Below are 15,631 nucleotides of genomic sequence, written 5' to 3'. Positions count from 1 at the left end.
CCCTCCCGGTCGCCAAACGCGGCCAGGGGGGCACGGTATCCTCGAACGATGCGCAGACTCCTCGTGACCGGAGGCGCCGGATTCATCGGCTCCGACTTCGTGCACTACCTGATGTCCCACACCGACGACTCCGTCACGGTTCTGGACAAGCTGACGTACGCGGGCAACCGCGCCTCCCTGGAGAGCGTGCCCGCCGACCGGTTCCGCTTCGTGGAGGGGGACATCTGCGACGCGGTCCTGGTGAACGAGCTCTTCGACGAGCACGACGCCGTGGTCCACTTCGCGGCGGAGTCGCACAACGACAATTCGCTGTCCGGCCCGGCGCCGTTCGTGCACACCAATCTGGTGGGAACCTTCACCCTACTGGAGGCGGCCCGTCGCACCGGTGTGCGGTATCACCACATCTCCACCGACGAGGTATACGGCGACCTCGAGTTCGACGACCCGGAGCGTTTCACCGAATCGACTCCGTACAATCCGTCGAGCCCGTACTCCTCAACCAAGGCCGGTTCCGACCTGCTGGTGCGAGCCTGGGTGCGCTCGTTCGGCGTAGCGGCGACCATCAGCAACTGCTCAAACAATTACGGCCCTCGCCAGCACGTGGAGAAGTTCATCCCCCGTCAGATCACGAACGTCATCGACGGTGTGCGGCCCCGCCTGTACGGCGACGGGCTCAACGTGCGCGACTGGATCCACGCCGACGACCACTCCTCCGCCGTACTCACGATCCTCGACCGAGGTCGCATCGGAGACACCTATCTGATCGGCGCCGACGGTGAGAAGACCAACCGTCAGGTGGTGGAGATCATCCTCGCCCAGATGGGTCAGTCGTCCGATGCCTACGACCTTGTGACCGATCGCCCGGGCCACGACAAGCGGTACGCGATCGACTGGACGAAGCTGCGCACCGAGTTGGGCTGGGAGCCATCGTTCCGCGACTTCGAGTCCGGCATCGCCGCAACGATCCGCTGGTACCAGGAGAACGAGGGCTGGTGGCGACCGCAGAAGGCGGCCACCGAGGCAAAGTACGAGCTCTCGGGACAGTGACCATGGAGTACGGCAAGGCGCTCTCGTGCACGCCCACCGCCATCCCCGGCGTGCTCCTTCTGGATTTGCCCGTCCACGGCGATAACCGCGGCTGGTTCAAGGAGAACTGGCAGCGGGAGAAGATGGCGGCCCTCGGACTGCCCGATTTCGGCCCGGTGCAGAACAACATCTCCTTCAACCGCTCGGTGGGGACCACCCGCGGCATCCACGCCGAACCGTGGGACAAGTACATCTCCGTCGCCACCGGTGCGGTCTTCGGCGCGTGGGTGGACCTGCGTGCCGGGGAGAGCTTCGGCATGGTGTTCACGACTGTGATCGACCCGTCTCGCGCGATTTTCATCCCGCGCGGCGTCGGAAACGCCTTCCAGACGCTCGAGGAGAACACCGCCTACTCGTATCTCGTGAACGATCACTGGAGCGCGGATGCGGAGTACACGTTCCTGAACCTCGCCGATGAGACCGTGGCAATCCCGTGGCCGATCGACCTCGCGGACGCCGAGCTGTCGGACAAGGATCGCGCGCACCCGCGCCTGCACGAGGTGACGCCTTTCACCGGCTGACGCCCGTTAAAGGTCGGCGTGCAGCTGCCAGACACGATCGCCGGATTCGCGCCAGGAAAAGCCGCGGCTGCGGTCGGCCGCGAGGGTCGCAGCCCGACTGTGATCGGCGTGGGAAGAGAGAAGCGCGGCAACGGATGCCGCGAGATTCTCAGCGCCATCTTCGACAACCGCTCCCCCGTCGCCAACCAACTCCCGACTTACAGCGGACGCCGCGGCCACGATAGGCGTTCCTAGCACAAGCGCCTCGAGCGTCCGCCACCCGTAGGCGGGTGTGATCCGGGGAGCGAGCACCACGGATGCCGATGCTAGTACCGCCGCTCGATCTGCTGTGTCCGGAACCGACAGCGCGACAACGGAGTCGAGCAGCCCATCCCCGTCCGCAGACGGGCCGAGCACCACCACGGGGACCTCGGTAACCTCCCGACCGAGGGCAGCGAGCACGTCTCCGAGCTCCCCGACAGAAACCCCCGCGGCATCGACAACAACCGCGCCTTCAGGTACCCCCAGCGTCCGCCGACGGCCGACGGCGTCGCGCGGCTCGGCGAATCCGTCCGGCGCAGCGCCGGCGATCACCCGGATTCGCCCGCGGAGTTTCGTGCGCTCGGCGAGTTCGTCGGCCATGGCGTGCAGCGGCACGATGACGGCATCCGCGTGCTTCTCGGCGCGCTTGAGCATCGCGCGATGCCACGCCACGGATGCCTTCGATACGCGCTCCGGGTGGGTCCAGGGGGTGAGGTCCCAGATGGTGACCACAGTCTGCTCGTGGTTGTGGACGCGGTCGTGGCGAACAAGCGGCGCAAACAGCGTCGGCGAGTGCAGCATGCCGCCGCCAAGGCCGCTGGGCAAGCCCAGGGAAAGCGCTGTCGACAGTTCCCGGCGCGGGATCGGGGAGGTCTCGACCCCGGCAAGTCCTTCTAGTGCCCGCACCTCGGCGAGCGCGTCGTCGCCGGCCGCCGGAACAACCGCTGAGACCTCACAGCCCCGTGGCGCAGCGGCGATCAGGGCACGGGTCAACTCCCGCGATGCCATTGCGAGGTCGGGATCGGTCGGTGCGACCAGTTGGTCGAGCACCACGCGCAAAGTCGTCGTCACAGAATCGAGCCTGTCTTCAGAGAGCCGGGGACCTCAACGCCTCACGCGGCAGGCGTGGGCGTGGGTGTCGGTGGGTGCAGCGCCTGCCGCAGGTAGTCCTGGATGAAAGCGACATCATCAGCCGAAAGCTCCTCGGGGATGATGCCGATGCCGCCGACTCCCGACGGGGTGAGCTCGATGGTGGTGACCGGCTGCTCCTTCGACTTGAGGGCAAGCTCGGCGAAGTAGGGCACCATCGACTGAGGGATGTCAGTCTGCACGATCGCCGTGCCTGCGGACAGCACCTCGTTGAACCGATTGAGCACGTTCATCGGCGTGAACTGCGCGAGGATCGCCTCCTGCAGTTGGCGCTGACGCAGCATCCGGTCCCAGTCACTGGTGGTGTAGCGAGAGCGCGCATACCACTGAGCCGTGTCACCGTCCATGTGCTGAGTACCGGGCTCGATCCAGCCGATGGCCCATTCCTCAGCGGGTTGCCCGTCGTAGGATGGCCCGCCACCCTTCGGGAGCCGTTCCGTAACCTCGATGTCCACGCCGCCCAGGGCGTCGACGAGAGCCGCGAACCCATGCATATCGATGAACACGTAGTAGGGAATCTCGATCCCCAGGAGGCCTTCGGCTGCATCCTTCGTCGCCTCAATGCCGGGCTCTGAACCGTTCGCGACAGCATCCGGATACAACGCGGTGCCGTCGCGGCACACCTCGACCTCGGTACGGAGCTGGTTGATGCCGCTCCCCCACCCACAGACCGGGTCGGAATGGCCGCTGTGCCCGTTCGGGTACAGGTCTTGCATGGGGCCCGGCGCGAACGGGACGTTGACCATGTCGCGCGGGATGCCGGTGATCGTGACGGCGCCGGTGTCGGCGTTGATCGAGGCTACCGAGATGCTGTCATACCGCATTGAGTCGCGGCCCTCACCGCTGTCGGCGCCGAGCAGCAGGATGTTGTAGTAGCCGTCCGACGGTGGCACCGAGGGCCCAGACTCGGCGAAGATCGCACCGAACGAATCACGCACGCCTCCGAGCCGGTCGGATGCCCAGACCACGCCGCTACCGGCGAGAACGAGGGCCCCGACACCGACGAGCGCGACGGCGAATCGCGTGATCGACCCGGTGCGCACGAGACGCACGAGGCGCAGGGTGTCGATCGTGAGGACGATCCACAGGAGCAGGTAGGCGAACAGCAGCGCCTGCACGCCGAGCAGCACGAACCAGTTCGTCGCGATCGCGACGAAGGCTTGCTGCCAGAGCAACAGCGTGACGATCGAAACCGCGATCAACGTCCAGCCGAAGAGGGTCGCACCGAGACCGAACCGGCCGAGACGCCGGTTTCCCGCGAGAACCTGCGCCGATCCGGGGATCAGGAAGTTCAGAATGAGCAACCACCACGCTCGACGCGTCATCATCGGCCGCGATGCCGCGTTGGGGTAGCGAAGCGGGCGGTTCTCGATCACCGGCCGACGCACGGATTGCTGCGCTCCGGTCATGCGAGGGGGGCTGGCGACGCTCACAGCGCCTCCTTGAGCCGCCGGTTTTTCTCCTCGACGACGCCCTCGAGTTCGCGCGCGTACGTTTCGATGGCATCGGCGTGAGCGGGGTCGGCGATTCCCAGCATCCGTACTGCCAACAGCCCCGCATTCCGGGCCCCGCCGATCGACACCGTTGCCACCGGGATGCCGGCCGGCATCTGCACGATGCTCAGGAGCGAGTCGAGTCCGTCGAGGGTGGCCAGCGGCACCGGAACACCGATGACCGGCAGTGCGGTGACCGAGGCGAGCATGCCGGGCAAGTGCGCGGCCCCGCCGGCACCCGCGATGATGACGCGGATGCCGCGGCCTCGCGCCTCGCGCCCGTAGGCGATGAGCTTGTCGGGCGTGCGGTGGGCCGAGACCACCTCGACCTCGTGGGGCACGCCGAAGTCCGTGAGCGCCTGGGACGCATCGCTCATGACGCGCCAGTCGGAGTCCGAGCCCATGACGACACCGACGAGCGGGGCGGGAGAACTGTGGAGCGCAGCGGTCACCGGACCAGGCTAGGGTGCATGGCTGGGGATTGCCCGGAACGGCACCCCCGAAGGGAGAATCCGTGACCGAGTCCATCGCCGCACCCCCAGGCACCCCGGACCTCGATACGCTGCTGCGCGCCCGCTACGGCACTGCAGCCCCGGCACTGACCGAGCCGGCCCTGCGCGGCTCGGCAACGCTGGCTGGGCTGCTGCGTCACCACACCGTGCGCAGCTTCACCGACGCGCCGGTCAGCGACGAGGCGATCACCGCGATGGTCGCTGCCGCCCAGTCGGCGGCCAGCTCCTCGAACCTGCAGTTGTGGAGCGTCGTCGAGGTTCGGGATGCCGCCACCCGGCGCGCCCTCGTGGACGAGGTCGGCACGAGCACCTTCGTTGCTGACGCTCCCGTCATCCTGTTGTTCGTCGCAGACTGGGCCCGGGCCTCGGCGATCGCGGCGGCCGAGGGCGAGTCGGATACAGCCGCTGACTACCTCGAATCGACCCTGGTCGCGTTCGTCGACGCCGCCCTCGCAGCCCAGAACGCGGTCGTCGCCGCCGAGTCGCTCGGGCTCGGCACCTGCTACCTCGGGTCGGTTCGCAACAACCCCGAGCGCGCCGCGGAGCTGATCGGGTTACCCGCCCGAGCGATGGTCGCGTTCGGCCTCGCGGTCGGATACCCCGATCCCACCGACACCGCGGGGATCAAGCCGCGCCTCGGGCCGAACGTCGTGCACTCCCGCGAGCGCTATAGACCGATCACGGATGCCGACACCGCCGCCCACGACACCGAGATCGCGGCATACCACGCGAGCCAGGGACGCCCGACGGGATGGAGCCGGGCCGTCATCCGTCGCGTGAAGGATGCGGCAGGACTCAACGGTCGCGACCGGATGCGCGCCTGGCTCACGGGACGCGGACTGCCCTCGAACTGAGCATCCGGCAGGGTCCGGCCCCGGGTCAGTCCTGGAAGAACGCGGCTGCCGCACGCGCGTCGTAGACGACATCATCGAGATCGGCACCGAAAGCATTGACGTGCCCGACCTTGCGCCCCGGGCGCGGCTGCTTGCCGTAGGTGTGGATGTGGGCGGACGGATGCTGCGCCATCGCCGCCGCGAACCGCTCCGATAGACCTCCCTCGCTGGGTCCGCCGAGGATGTTGATCATCACCGACCAGGGCGCGACAGGCGACGTATCCCCCAGCGGAAGGTCGAGAACGGCTCGCAGGTGCTGTTCGAACTGGCTCGTGACGGCACCGTCCTGGCTCCAGTGACCGCTGTTGTGCGGGCGCATCGCAAGCTCGTTCACGAGGATGCGGTCATCGACGGTTTCGAACAGCTCCACCGCGAGCATCCCGGTGACACCGAGCCCCTCGGCGATCCGCTCGCCGACCTCGGCAGCTGTCGCAGCAAGGCGAGCGCTGGCGCTCGGCGCCGGCGCGAGCACCTCGGCGCACACACCGTCGCGCTGCACGGTCTCGACGACGGGGTACGCGCGAACCGCGCCCGATGGTGTGCGCGCGACCTGTTGCGCGAGCTCTCGGGTGAACTCGACGAGTTCCTCGACCAGTAGCGCGCCGCCCCCGGCATCCTCGGCGAGCGCCGTGAACCAGTCGGCAGCGCCGTCTGGCGTCGAGACGACCCGCACACCTTTGCCGTCGTATCCACCCCGAGGCGTCTTCACGACGGCCCGACCGCCGTGTGCATCGAGGAAGGCGGCGAGCTCATCGGGACCGGTGACGGCAGCCCAGTCGGGCTGCGGCATCCCCATCTCCTGCAGTCGCGTGCGCATCAGCAGCTTGTCTTGCGCGTAGCGCAGGGCGTCGGGGCCGGGGTGTACGGCAACGCCCGCGTCAACGAGCGCACGAAGCACCCGCTGCGGCACGTGTTCGTGGTCGAACGTGACGACATCGACCTCGCGCGCGAACGCGAGCACGGTGTCGGCGTCTCGGTAGTCGCCGACAGCGGATGCCGCGAGAGCTGCCGCCATCCCCTCCTGCTCGGCGAGCACCCGGATCTCGACGCCGAGTTCGACAGCGGGCGCGATCATCATTCGCGCCAACTGTCCGCCGCCGATCACACCGACGCGATAGGTCATAGCAGTCCTCCCGTTCGGATCCATTCTGTCGCGAACCGGCCGGATCACGGCGTCGGTGGCCCGCGGGCCCGGATCGCCTCAGGACTCCGGCGGCGCCTGACCGTCTCGGTGGGCGAGGATCTGATTGACCTCGACCTGGTCGATGAGCACTTCGTGAACGAGCGCCACCTGGGGAACCCGGGTCATCCGCATCGGCGCGTCGACACCGTTGGACAGGATGAGCGTGCCGCTGCCGGCCAGGCGCTGCAGAGGCCCGCGGCGCATCTGCACCGAGTACCCGCGAACGTGCGCGAGCTCGCGCCGCCGGGCTACGAACAACCCGCTGCGCTCGATGACACGACGCGTCGTGATCGTGTAGACGTGCGCACGCCACGCCAGGAACGGCAGGAACACGAGCACGAAGATGACAACAGCCGCTGCTGCCAGCAGCATCCAGTTCTCGAACGGTGCCGGAAGGTTGTCGTAGAAATACCCGGCGGCTGCGGCGACGCCGATCAGGACGATCGCCGACAGGATCAGCGCAGGCCGTCGGCCGCGGATCTTCGCGATCAGCAGTTCGGGCGTCGAGACGCCGGGCGCGGGCGCCAGCGGTCGCCCGACAGAACTCGGCGACAGGGAGTACCCCGACGACCCGGTGCCCGGCTGCAGCGACATACCCCCATTGTGGCGGTCTCAGCGGACATGGATGACGTCCCCCGCCGCGACGGGCACCGATTCACCACCCACCGTGACGACCAGCCGACCTGCGTCATCGAGTGCCGTGGCCGATCCCTCGAACACGTGATCGTCCGGCAGCATCACGCGAACCTGGCGCCCGAGTGTCGCGCAGACGCCCCGCACCTCGGTACGCACACGGGCGAATGCATCGGCGGATGCCGCAGCTGCCAGCATCCGGTCGAGACCGTGCAGATAGTCGGCGAGCAGGCGATCCAGGTCGAGGTCTGCTCGGGCGATCGCCAACGAGGTCGCCGTGGACACGGGGAGCTGCCCGGGCGTCATCCGCGTATTGACCCCCGCCCCGACGACGATGGCATCAGGTTTCCCTGGCACCATCTGCGACAGGATGCCGCAGACCTTTGCGCCGTCGATGAGAACGTCGTTCGGCCACTTCAGCGCAACGCGTGAGCCGTCTCCTTCGTTTGGAGGCGCGAACAGACCCCGAATCGCGAGCGTCATCGCCGCGCCGGCGATCAGTGGCACCCACCCGCGCCGGTCGGTGCGGATGCCGGGTACGCGGACAAGAACCGAGATCGCCAGGGCAGCGCCGGCCGGTGCAGTCCACGTGCGATCCAGGCGCCCTCGTCCTGCCCGCTGGTCGTCGGTGATCAGCACCGACAGGTGGGGGTAGGCATCCGGCTCCCCCGCCACCGCCACCAGAAGATCGGCGTTCGTGGACCCGGTGTGGGCGACCACATCCAGCCGGCCCGCAATGATCGCCGCCCGAGGAAAGTCGACTGCCTGCATCCGTTCACTGTAGGGCCGCCGGTCTCGGCCACCCCGACGCGAATCGTGACGGTAGGAGAAATCGCGGAGGTAGGCAGATTCCCCCACCAAATGGCCTACGCCGGGGATATCGCCTACCTCCGGGAGGGCAATGACCACCGCCTCCGCATCGGGAAAGGCATAACGGATGCCGCGGCGCGTTGTCGCTGGTCTCCAAGGGCTTCCCGCGACACGCCGATAGTGTGGAGGCGTGACCGACGACAACGACCTGTTCACGACGGCCGGCAAGATCGCCGACCTGCGCGCGCGCTACCAGGAGGCTGTCGTCTCCGCCGAGGAGTCAGCCCGCGAGAAGCAGCACGCTAAGGGCAAGCTCACGGCCCGTGAGCGCATCGAGCTGCTCGTCGATCCCGGCAGTTTCACGGAGCTCGACGAATACGTGCGCCACCGCACGACAGCCTTTGGGATGGACAAGTCGCGGCCCTACGGCGACTCCGTCGTCACCGGAACCGGAACGATCCACGGCCGCACGGTAGCGGTCTACGCCCAGGACTTCTCGACGTTCGGCGGGTCGCTCGGCGAAGTCGCCGGCGAGAAGATCATCAAGGTCATGGAGCTGGCTCTGCGTTGCGGGATGCCGATCATCGGCATCCTGGACTCCGGCGGCGCCCGCATCCAGGAGGGAGTGGTCGCCCTCGGCAAATACGGCGAGATCTTCCGCCTCAACACGCGGGCGTCGGGTGTCATCCCGCAGATCTCGATCATCATGGGCCCGGCAGCCGGCGGCGCCGTCTACTCTCCCGCCCTCACCGACTTCGTCATCATGGTCGACAAGACCAGCCAGATGTTCGTCACCGGCCCCGATGTCATCAAGACCGTCACCGGCGAGGACGTCGGGATGGAAGAACTCGGCGGCGCCTACACCCACAACACCCGCTCAGGGGTCGCGCACTACCTTGCAGAAGACGAGGACGACGCGATCGACTACGTCCGCACGATGCTGGGTTTCCTCCCCGACAACAACCTCGCGGAGATCCCCGAGTACGAGAGCCCGTTCGAGTGGGAGACGACGGATGCCGACCGCACTCTGAACGCGATCATCCCGGACTCGGCCAATCAGCCCTACGACATCCACGACGTCATCGGCCACATCGTCGACGACGGGGATTTCCTCGAGGTACAGCCGTTGTTCGCCCCGAACATCGTGATCGGCTTCGGCCGGATCGAGGGACGGACGGTCGGCATCATCGCGAACCAGCCCTCTCAGATGGCGGGCACCCTCAACATCGAGGCCGGCGAGAAGGCCAGCCGATTCGTTCGCTTCTGCGATGCGTTCTCCATTCCGATCGTGACCCTCGTCGATGTTCCGGGATACCTTCCAGGCACCGACCAGGAGTGGACGGGAGTGATCCGCCGTGGCGCCAAGCTGCTGTACGCGTACGCCGAGGCGACAGTGCCGCTCGTGACGGTGATCCTGCGCAAGGCCTACGGCGGCGCGTACATCGTCATGGGATCCAAGCAACTCGGCGCCGACGTCAACCTCGCCTGGCCAACCGCCGAGATCGCGGTCATGGGAGGCCAGGGTGCGGTGAACATCCTGTACCGGGGCGAGCTCAAGAGGGCCAGCGAGACCGGCGAGGATGTCGCTGCCGTGCGAACGCGGCTTGCCAACGAGTACACCTACAACGTGGCATCCCCGTTCCTCGCCGCCGAGCGCGGCGAGCTGGACGGGATCATCGAACCGGCCCAGACGCGCGTGTCGATTGCCAAGGCGCTGCGGTCCCTGCGCGGCAAGCGCGCAAGCCTCCCGCCGAAGAAGCACGGAAACATCCCGCTGTAGGACGCGATGAGTACCCGAGAATCAGGGCCCGAAGAGCGCGAGCCCGCCGTGCCGATCAACATCGTGCGCGGCGACGCGACTGCCGAAGAGATCGCGGCAGTCGTCGCCGTCGTGGCTGAGCACTACGTCACCGAGCACGCCGAGGCCGTCGCCGACGAGCCTCAGCGGTCGGCCTGGGCACTCTCGCAGCGGGCACTGCGGGAGCCGCTCCGGCGCGAACTGGGCTGGAACCGCACGCCCTGTTGACCCGCGCCGACAGAATTGGCCTGGTTTGCGGGCAGTCCAATTTTGTCCCCCAAAATACCTACAGACGAATCGTTGCGACTCGGCAAGACTGGAACAGCTGGAACGCAGTAGCGTTCGGCTGAACCGCCGTCACCTCTCGTGTGACGCGGCCCAGGTTCGGCCACGCGGCCGGTTTTCGGGTAACCGTCCGCACCGGTGGGGGTGGACCATCTGTCCACCCCCACCATCCTTTTCGGAGGACGTTCACTCCCGAGCGTCGTGCTCCCCGGGGAGTCGAGTGATCTCGGTCCACAGGTCGACGGTGTCTTCGTCGCTCAGGCCCCGGCCCGCATCCGAGCGACCCACGACCGTTACTGCCACGCTCTCGTGCGGGGACGTGCGGATGTAGAGCCGGTCCGATTGTGCCGAGCGCAGCGCGGCGACCAGACGTTCGCGGATGCTTGCCAGACTCTCGGGGTCGATGCCGTCCAAGCCTCCCTCGTCGAGGACCGTGACCGTCGCGCCACGGCGGCGGGCTGACTCAAGTTCGTAGCGCACCGCATCGTCGAGCAGGCGAGCTCCGCGCAATTCGTCGCGCAGACTCCCTTCGGCAAGTCGCGCCTCGACGCGTTCATCGGGGGTCAATGCGCCGCCCTGCGCGATCGTGCGCGCAAGCACCGGGCCTGCAACCGACAGTGCTCGCTGAATCTGCACGCGGCGTTCCCGCTGACGCACGGTGTGGGCTGCCTGCCACGCCGATGCCGCGCGCTGCAGTTCAACGAGCTTCGCCGTGTCTTTGGCCGCACGATCTGTCAGCATCACCAGCAATTGCGCCAACCCCACCCACAGGATCGAGCCGACAAGTCCCTTCTCGAGCGCATCGAGGATGCCGAGCCAGTACCACGAGACGGCGGCGAGGAGACCGATGCCCACCCACGCGAAGATCGGGCGACGCCTCACCATGACGATGACCATCAGAGCGCCGATGCCACCGAGATACCAGACGACGTACGGTTCTTCGATCGCCTCCCGCGGCACAGCCAGCGACAGCGCGTTGGGGACGATGACCGTCGTTCCCAACGCCATGAGCGCGGCTGCAAGCGGCATCCGGTCGGATGATGCGCGCGGCGCCAATCCGGGTGCGGCCGGCGTCACATCGTCGTCTTCGGGGTCGCGGTTGCCCCACAGCAGCGCGACGCCGGTGGTCACGACATAGAGTGCGACGGCAGCGACGAGCACCAGTGGCTCGGTGAACGGACCGGTCCACCACAGCCCGCGCACGGCAAGGTAGGCCGTGAACGCGAAGGCCAAACCGATCAGCAGGCGGCGGACACTGATCATGCTCGGGCCCCCTGCCACGTGAGGCGCACGAGCGTCCCGCTCGAGTCGGACGTAATGTGCACGGTGCCGCCGACGGCTGCCACTCGAGCAATGATCGATCCGCGTATTCCGAGTCGATCGTCCGGGACCGTGTCGAGATCGAACCCGTCGCCGAGGTCTTGCACCTCGAGGTGCAGTCGCTGGGTGTCAGGCTCCTGACGCGCGCAGACCATCAAGCCGATACCGCCGGCGTGCTCGATCGAATTGGCAATCGCCTGCATAGCCGCGAGGATCAGCGCGTTCGCGACCCGACCGGGGATCTCGGGCGCGTCACGGCCGTACGCGCGTTCCACGACAAGATCGACACCGAGCCCGCGCGCACCACGTTCCACTTCTTCAACGAGCGTCCCGAAAGGTCGTGGCGAATCGCTGCCCAGACCCGCATCGGTTTCTGCGTTCGCGAGTCGGGTCAATGCCTCCTGCGCCATCGCCACGGCGAGACCCTGCTCCCGGGGGGTTTGCGCACGCTCAGAGGCGATGAGAGCTGCGAGGACGCTGTCGTGCATGAGAGCGGCGACAGCGACGCGCTCGCTCTCAGCCGCTTCGGTGACCGCCGCAGCGGTGTACGTCTCCACCGCCGTGCGACGGGACTCGTCGACGTTGTCGGCGATCGACCGGAACATCCACCCCAGGGTCACAAAAACCCCACCCAGGATGATGGCGAAGGACACATCCAGCAGCGTCGGCCACCAGAAGTCGACGGCGAATCCTGCCTGGGCCAAGCGGGTGATCCCGAACAGCACGGGCACGAAGATCGTCCACGCCATCTGCCACACCAACGGCAGGAACATGATGGAGGAGGCGGTGACCACGCTGACGAGGAACCATGTCCACGGTGGATCGGACGGCGGGATGTCCTGCCCCGCCACCACGAAGGGCCAGGCGACGAGCGTCGCGACGAAGACGGCGCAGAAGGTGATGGCGGCGGGTGCGATGCTCCGACCCACGACATAGGTGACGAGCAGGGCCGCCAGCGATCCGAAGTTCGCGACCATGAAGGCCACATGCCAAGCTTCGGGCTCCTGCACCGAGCCCAGCGCCGCGACGAAGGCTTGCGCACCGAGGGCAAGCGATCCGACCGCCAAGACGATGCTGATCATCCGCTCGATCCGCCGCCGGGTGAACGAGCCGAGGCCCGCCGTCGGATCGTGGGCAAGGGGGATCTGCGCCCACGCGGCGGCCAGCGCTCGCTCGCGGGGGTGGGTGTCGGCGCTCATCGCTTGTCCGATGCTCCGGCAGCGAACCCGTCAGCCGAGACGAGGCCATCTTCCAGTGCGCGGCGGATGAGGTCGAACTTCGTTGAAGCCGATCTCCCGACCTCGACGTACTTGACGCGCACGCGGCTGATGTTCTCTTTCGCCGTCGAATACGCGATGCCCAGGCGCTCCGCAACAGCTTTCAGAGGCAAACCGGCGGCATACAGACGCAGCACGTCGCGTTCTCGCGCCGACAGCTGTGCGTCGGCGAACTCACGGTCACCCTCAATGGCGCTTGCCCATTCGACGTTGTTCAGCGGATCGCCGTTGGCCACGGCGTGGATCGCCGAAATCACGTCGTCGATCGGCGAGGCCTTGCTCACGACGCCGATCGCGCCGGCCAGGAGGGCTTCTCGCACGGCCGAGGGCCGATCGGCCACCGAGTGCACCAGGATGCTGGACCCGTCGGCGACAAGTCGCCCGACATTCTCTCGTACTGTCGTCCCGTCGCCCAGGGTGAGATCGAGCACAACCACATCGACCGGCGGAGCGCTCGTGGCACGCCTCCAGCGGACGTACTCGGTGACAGTGCTTCCCGAGAACACCACCTCGGGACCCCCGTCTGTCACACACGCCGCCTCTACCCCCAAGCGGACGGACTCATGGTCATCGATCAGAGCCACCCGCGTCATGGGGTCACTCTACCGAGCGGCATCGCGTCGCAGCAGTGCGACAGCCTCCATGTGATGCGAATGCGGAAACAGGTCGATGCCGCGCACCCGGTCGGCGCGGTATCCATGGTCGGCGAAGCGGGAGAGATCGCGGGCGAGGGCGACCGGGTCGCACGCGACATAGACGATGGATGCCGGCCCCAGAGCTGCCAGATCGTCGACCACGGCAGCACCCGCGCCGGTGCGGGGCGGGTCGAGCACGACGGTGCCGCGCGCGAGCCGTTGCCGGTCCCGGTCGCTGATCTTCTGGCGAAGTGCCCGTGTCCAGCGGTCTACCCGCGCGGTCTCTGCGCGCGCTCCGACCCACTCGGCGAGGTTCTCGCCGGCGTGCTCTGTGGCCCGCTCGTTGCCCTCGACCGAGGTGATGCGCGCCGCGGGGCCGGCCAGGTCGCCCAGAAGCGCCCCGAAGAGGCCGACGCCGCCGTAGAGATCGAGGTGCCACCCGTCTGGGTCGACACCGTCCGCGAGTTCTTCGGCCACGACGGTTGTGAGGGTGGATGCCGCCAGCCGGTGAACCTGCCAAAACCCGCCCGCATCGACGCGGAAGCGCCGGGCACCGACGTGTTCGACCACGACCTCGCTGTGTCGTCGGGTCGAGCCACCGCGACGCTCGGCGCCGTCGGGGCGAGGGAGCACGCGAACGTGGCCGTCGGCGGGCTGGACCAGGTCGACGCGGCCGGGTGCAGGACGCCCGAGCGCGGCGGCTGCCCGCTCGATCGCGGCCGTGGCCAGGGGCATGCTCTCAGTGGGAATGACGCGATGGCTGCGCGCGGCATACGCACCCATGCGCCCGTCATCGTCCACGTGCAACGAGACCCGGGTTCGCCACCGCGTGCCATCAGGCTGCTCGGCAACGACGTGATTGCCGACGGATGCTGCGCGGGGGCCCTCGAACTCGACGGGCACCGCCACGTGGCCGGTGCGTTGCAGGGCGGTAGCCAGGATGTGCCGCTTGAGGTCACGCTGGTGACTGAGCTCGATGTGACCGAACTCGGCGCCCCCGGGCCGATCCGCGGGATCGCGATCGACATCGGCTTCAGGCCAAATGTGGCGCTGACGATGGGGCGATGGGTCGGTCACCTCGACGGTGTCCGCGCGCCAGAATGACGCCTTCGAAGCGTCAGTGAGCCGGGCGCGCACCCGTTCACCCGGGATCGCGTCTGCCGTGAACACCACGCGACCATCGAGCCTGCCGACGAACACGCCGCCGTGGGCGGCATCCGTGATCTCGAGGTCGACGATCTGTCCCACTTCGCCGGTCATGCTTCGAGGATCTCACGGCCCGCTACCGTGGAACGATGCGCGTCCTGCTGGCATCCACCTCCCCCGCCCGGCGCGCACTGCTGCGCCAGGCCGGTATCGAACCGCTCACCATGGCTCCGGAGGTCGATGAAGACGCGGTCATCCACGCCGTCGAGACAGCCGAAGGACGAACGCTGCCGCCCGACGAGCATGTGCTGCTGCTCGCACGACGCAAGGCCCTGGATGTCGTTGCGCGGCTTGCGCTCGAGCACGCGGAATTCGACGGACTCGTGATCGGCGGCGACTCGATGTTCGAACTCGACGGCCGGGTACTCGGAAAGCCGCACGAGCCGTCAGTGGCTACCGAGCGGTGGCACGCGATGCGGGGGCGCACCGGCATCCTGCACTCCGGGCACAGTGTGTATCGCGTCGTCCCGGGTCACACTCCGATCGAAGCGCACGCTGTGGCTCGCGCGTCGGTGACGTTCGTCGATGACATGACCGACGCCGAGGTCGAAGCCTACGTCGCCACCGGCGAACCCCTTGCTGTTGCCGGCGCGTTCACGGTCGACAGTCTCGGTGGCCCGTTCATTTCCCGCGTCGAGGGCGACCCCTCAACGGTGGTCGGGATGTCGCTGTCGACACTGCGAAAACTGGCTCGAGAGCTCGGCGTTGCATGGACGGAGCTGTGGAATCGCTCGGAAGATACAGCGCAGCATCCGTAGACCTCGCTGCACGTTCATCGGGGTTTCTTGTCGGATCAATCCAATTTCGCA

Annotated in this window: 15 protein-coding genes and 1 pseudogene; 6 read left to right on the top strand and 10 right to left on the bottom strand. The window is 67.6% G+C overall.

Annotated elements, in window-relative coordinates; all coding sequences use genetic code 11:
- The first annotated feature begins 48 nt into the window (after window positions 1-48).
- Window positions 49-1,047, top strand: a complete 999-nt coding sequence (rfbB, locus tag BGO47_RS10525) for a dTDP-glucose 4,6-dehydratase (RefSeq protein WP_292711715.1) — start codon at window positions 49-51, stop codon at window positions 1,045-1,047.
- Window positions 1,044-1,595, top strand: a pseudogene (gene rfbC, locus BGO47_RS10520) (dTDP-4-dehydrorhamnose 3,5-epimerase); the annotation flags it as partial. The gene rfbB and the pseudogene rfbC, both read left to right, overlap by 4 nt.
- An 18-nt stretch (window positions 1,596-1,613) precedes the next feature.
- Here rfbC and BGO47_RS10515 read toward each other — a convergent pair.
- From BGO47_RS10515 to purE, 3 genes are read right to left on the bottom strand one after another with little or no spacing between them, the layout of a single operon-like run.
- Window positions 1,614-2,699: a glycosyltransferase gene (locus tag BGO47_RS10515; protein WP_292711713.1), complete on the bottom strand. Its 1,086-nt coding sequence runs from the start codon at window positions 2,697-2,699 to the stop codon at window positions 1,614-1,616.
- A 41-nt stretch (window positions 2,700-2,740) separates the two neighbouring features.
- Complete coding sequence (locus tag BGO47_RS10510) at window positions 2,741-4,210, bottom strand: LCP family protein (protein WP_292711711.1); 1,470 nt, start codon at window positions 4,208-4,210, stop codon at window positions 2,741-2,743.
- Window positions 4,207-4,674 carry a 5-(carboxyamino)imidazole ribonucleotide mutase gene (gene purE / locus BGO47_RS10505; RefSeq protein ID WP_292712144.1) on the bottom strand — a complete coding sequence of 156 codons (468 nt, stop codon included), beginning with the start codon at window positions 4,672-4,674 and terminating at the stop codon, window positions 4,207-4,209. Before purE ends, BGO47_RS10510 begins: the two co-directional genes overlap by 4 nt.
- A 110-nt stretch (window positions 4,675-4,784) precedes the next feature.
- Between purE and BGO47_RS10500 the strand changes: the two genes are divergently transcribed.
- A complete protein-coding gene (locus BGO47_RS10500) occupies window positions 4,785-5,636 on the top strand; it encodes a nitroreductase family protein (RefSeq protein WP_292711709.1) in 852 nt (283 codons plus the stop codon).
- A 25-nt stretch (window positions 5,637-5,661) separates the two neighbouring features.
- Here BGO47_RS10500 and BGO47_RS10495 read toward each other — a convergent pair whose 3' ends face one another.
- Genes BGO47_RS10495 through BGO47_RS10485 form a run of 3 tightly spaced genes read right to left on the bottom strand, consistent with a single transcriptional unit; the run spans window position 5,662 to window position 8,262 of the window.
- Window positions 5,662-6,822, bottom strand: a complete 1,161-nt coding sequence (locus BGO47_RS10495; RefSeq protein ID WP_292711708.1) for a 5-(carboxyamino)imidazole ribonucleotide synthase — start codon at window positions 6,820-6,822, stop codon at window positions 5,662-5,664.
- Between the two features lie 54 nt (window positions 6,823-6,876).
- A complete protein-coding gene (locus tag BGO47_RS10490) occupies window positions 6,877-7,452 on the bottom strand; it encodes a PH domain-containing protein (RefSeq protein ID WP_292711706.1) in 576 nt (191 codons plus the stop codon).
- 18 nt (window positions 7,453-7,470) lie between these two features.
- On the bottom strand, window positions 7,471-8,262 hold the full coding sequence (locus tag BGO47_RS10485) for a biotin--[acetyl-CoA-carboxylase] ligase (RefSeq protein ID WP_292711704.1): 792 nt from the start codon (window positions 8,260-8,262) through the stop codon (window positions 7,471-7,473).
- 229 nt (window positions 8,263-8,491) lie between these two features.
- Between BGO47_RS10485 and BGO47_RS10480 the strand changes: the two genes are divergently transcribed.
- Complete coding sequence (locus BGO47_RS10480) at window positions 8,492-10,081, top strand: acyl-CoA carboxylase subunit beta (RefSeq protein WP_292711703.1); 1,590 nt, start codon at window positions 8,492-8,494, stop codon at window positions 10,079-10,081.
- A 6-nt stretch (window positions 10,082-10,087) separates the two neighbouring features.
- Window positions 10,088-10,327, top strand: coding sequence for an acyl-CoA carboxylase epsilon subunit (locus BGO47_RS10475; RefSeq protein ID WP_292711702.1), 240 nt, complete (start codon window positions 10,088-10,090; stop codon window positions 10,325-10,327).
- A 243-nt stretch (window positions 10,328-10,570) separates the two neighbouring features.
- On the opposite strand, the gene BGO47_RS10470 is transcribed toward BGO47_RS10475, so the two are convergent.
- Genes BGO47_RS10470 through BGO47_RS10455 form a run of 4 tightly spaced genes read right to left on the bottom strand, consistent with a single transcriptional unit; the run spans window position 10,571 to window position 14,876 of the window.
- Window positions 10,571-11,647 carry a hypothetical protein gene (locus tag BGO47_RS10470; RefSeq protein WP_292711700.1) on the bottom strand — a complete coding sequence of 359 codons (1,077 nt, stop codon included), beginning with the start codon at window positions 11,645-11,647 and terminating at the stop codon, window positions 10,571-10,573.
- Complete coding sequence (locus BGO47_RS10465; RefSeq protein WP_292711698.1) at window positions 11,644-12,903, bottom strand: ATP-binding protein; 1,260 nt, start codon at window positions 12,901-12,903, stop codon at window positions 11,644-11,646. The genes BGO47_RS10470 and BGO47_RS10465 overlap by 4 nt, the downstream gene beginning before the upstream one ends.
- Window positions 12,900-13,574: a response regulator transcription factor gene (locus BGO47_RS10460; RefSeq protein ID WP_292711696.1), complete on the bottom strand. Its 675-nt coding sequence runs from the start codon at window positions 13,572-13,574 to the stop codon at window positions 12,900-12,902. The genes BGO47_RS10465 and BGO47_RS10460 overlap by 4 nt, the downstream gene beginning before the upstream one ends.
- 9 nt (window positions 13,575-13,583) lie before the next feature.
- Window positions 13,584-14,876, bottom strand: coding sequence for a TRAM domain-containing protein (locus BGO47_RS10455; protein WP_292711694.1), 1,293 nt, complete (start codon window positions 14,874-14,876; stop codon window positions 13,584-13,586).
- A 35-nt stretch (window positions 14,877-14,911) separates the two neighbouring features.
- On the opposite strand from BGO47_RS10455, the gene BGO47_RS10450 reads away from it, so the two are divergent.
- The gene (locus BGO47_RS10450; RefSeq protein WP_292711692.1) at window positions 14,912-15,580 is read left to right on the top strand and encodes a Maf family protein; all 669 of its coding nucleotides are present in this window, start codon (window positions 14,912-14,914) and stop codon (window positions 15,578-15,580) included.
- The last annotated feature ends 51 nt before the right edge of the window (window positions 15,581-15,631 follow it).

It is taken from the genome of Microbacterium sp. 67-17 (assembly GCF_001898325.1).
GTDB lineage: Bacteria > Actinomycetota > Actinomycetes > Actinomycetales > Microbacteriaceae > Microbacterium > Microbacterium schleiferi.
The sequence above is the reverse complement of the archived record's forward strand: the minus strand, read 5'-3'. Positions and strand labels throughout refer to the sequence as shown.